This window comes from Psychrobacter sp. (assembly GCF_018260395.1).
Classification (GTDB): domain Bacteria; phylum Pseudomonadota; class Gammaproteobacteria; order Pseudomonadales; family Moraxellaceae; genus Psychrobacter.
Window position 1 is genome coordinate 17,617 of the sequence record NZ_JAGLBC010000030.1, and the last position, 2,566, is coordinate 20,182.

Genomic DNA, 2,566 nt, shown 5'->3' on the forward strand with positions numbered 1-2,566 from the left:
ACTAGCACCAAAGCATTATTCATGTGTTTTTCATCTCAGTATTAACTTTATTTTTTGTCAACCAGTTGCACTAAGTTGGTTAAATAATTCTATTAGAGTGATGGAATTATTCCTTTTATCGACTTTACTAAGCTAGTATAGATCAATATCAAACCAAAATAGTAAATTAGACATTGATAATGCACACATATGTAACATTTAATATAATTTATGCACTAATATAATTCATTATTTAAATTCTTTTATTTAAAATAAGTTATTTTTATAAAACTGTTTGTATTTTTATAAAGCTTTAAATTATTTCTATAAAATTTTAATTAAAATAAAAGTGATTTTTAACCATGCTTAGATTGGTACTAATCTTGCAACCTCTATACCGTAACTATGATCATGGCAATATTAGCCTTTCTCATACCAGTTGCTTTAACGTTATAAACTATGAAAAGACCATATATGAAGCCGCATAAAGCCTTATCTTTATTACAGAATCTATATACCGGTGTTATATGGGTTGCTGATGATTTGAAAATTCAATGGGTGAACAGCCAAACTGAGCAATTACTGTCGGTGAGTAAAACTCGATTAATAGATTTAAATATTTTAGATTTATTAATGCCAACGGTTATTGAAACAAAGTCATCTTCGACTTCGTCTAACAATAATATAAACAATGATAAAAATTGCTCAAATAAAAACAGAAAAGATAATTCGAAGAAATCGAAAAAAAAAGTAGTAAAGCAAACGGATAGTATGGCTACTATGGCCGCTGCACGAGACAAACTTGAAACGCAATTTTATAATGCCAAGGAATATTTACAGCCTTTTATTGAATATAGTCGGCTTATTAAAGGATTAAGCACGCCTTTATATGTTCACTATAGCGTCACTCCCATGTATCAAGACTCGGAGTTATATTATTTAATCGAGATATGGCAAGGTGATCGTCAGAGTCGAATTGATAAAGAACAACGTTTACAAGAGCAACATGATGTCTCAAGAGAAATGCTACGTTCCGTAGCCCATGAAGTTAAAAATCCTTTAGCAGGTATTCGTGGTGCAGCACAATTATTAATCAAACAAACCCGCCACATCCCTGAGGAGAGCTTAGATAGTAAAGGCACAGTCTTAGTAGATGCCAATAAGCTTACGACATATGCCAGTATTGTGATTAGCGAGACAGACCGCTTAACCAAACTTATTGAACAGCTATTAGGCTCAAATCAGCTACCTGAATGGCAATCCGTCAATATCCATGAGCCTTTAGAGCATATTTTGCTTTTAACCCAGACTCAGTATCCAAAGGTGAATATCAAACGCGATTATGATTTGTCTTTACCAGAGATTACTGCTGATAAAAACCAGCTTATACAAGTATTTTTAAACTTAGCTAACAATGCTTGTGAAGCTATATTAGAGCAAGACACTACCTTACTAGATAGTTCATATACACCTGAATTAACTATAACGACTCGAATTGAACACCAATATACCATTGGTCCTCAACACCATAAACAAGTTATTAGAGTGAGTATTAAAGACAACGGGGCTGGCATTGCAGATGATTTGATAGATCGAATTTTCTTTCCATTGGTCACGGGCCGAGCCAATGGTACTGGACTAGGACTTGCGTTAGTGCAGGAGATAATACATCGACATCAAGGGGCAATCGAGGTTAACTCAGAACCTGAAGACACTCAGTTTAATGTATATTTACCCCTTACTATAAGTAGCACACAAAATTCCTGACCGTCGACAAATTCGATGCTATACAAACTGGTAATTGTAATACCAAAATAGCGTAACACCCGAACACCACTCCTTAAAAACGGAACTCTCAAAATGACAATTAAAAACAGCCTTTGGCTAATCGATGATGATCCTGCTTTAAGATTAATCTTAGAGGATACATTTAGTGATGCCGGACTCGAAGTTCAGGCCTTTAGTAATGCTAAAGGGGCATGGGCCAAACTGAATGACATCCTAAACAAGCATCAAGATCGAGCCTGTTTACCCGATGTCATTTTGACAGATATTCGTATGCCAATGATGGATGGCTTATCTTTTAGTCAATGGATGCATAATAATTTCCCAGAGCTGCCTGTTATCATAATGACTGCTCACTCTGACTTAAAATCTGCTGTAGATAGCTATGACACTGGTGCGTTTGAATATTTACCAAAGCCCTTTGACTTAGATCATGCCGTTACAGTGGCCAAAAAAGCCATTACTACCAATCCAAATGCTCAAAGAAGCAAACCTGTTACCAAACTCGCCAAGCCTAAATCCACACAAAGTCCTGAAGTAGCTGCGACTTCAAAATCAGATAAAACAATAGCTACTCCTAAAGCTTCAATAGAAACTAAATCGAATAAACCTGAAGGTGTAGAATCAAGTTCTATTATTGGTCAGTCACCTGCTATGCAGACCGTATTTCGCGCTATAGGAAGACTCGCCTCCTCTCCTATTACAGTGCTAATTACTGGTGAATCTGGTACTGGTAAAGAGCTAGTTGCAGGCGCCCTACATAACAATTCGCCTCGACAAAATAAACTTTTCATCGCTCTAA

At 35.9% G+C, this 2,566-nt stretch carries 2 protein-coding genes; both read left to right on the plus strand.

What is annotated here, in order from left to right; translation table 11 throughout:
- The first annotated feature begins 453 nt into the window (after positions 1-453).
- Complete coding sequence (locus QZ265_RS04070; protein WP_296403665.1) at positions 454-1,746, plus strand: ATP-binding protein; 1,293 nt, start codon at positions 454-456, stop codon at positions 1,744-1,746.
- 93 nt (positions 1,747-1,839) lie between these two features.
- Positions 1,840-2,566 (plus strand): response regulator (locus QZ265_RS04075; RefSeq protein ID WP_296403667.1); only part of this gene is annotated, 727 nt, incomplete at its 3' end.

Bases quoted from the DNA above. Each gene is read 5' to 3' on its own strand.
- QZ265_RS04070 (WP_296403665.1), top strand. From the start codon at position 454: ATGAAGCCGCATAAAGCCTTATCTTTATTACAGAATCTATATACCGGT.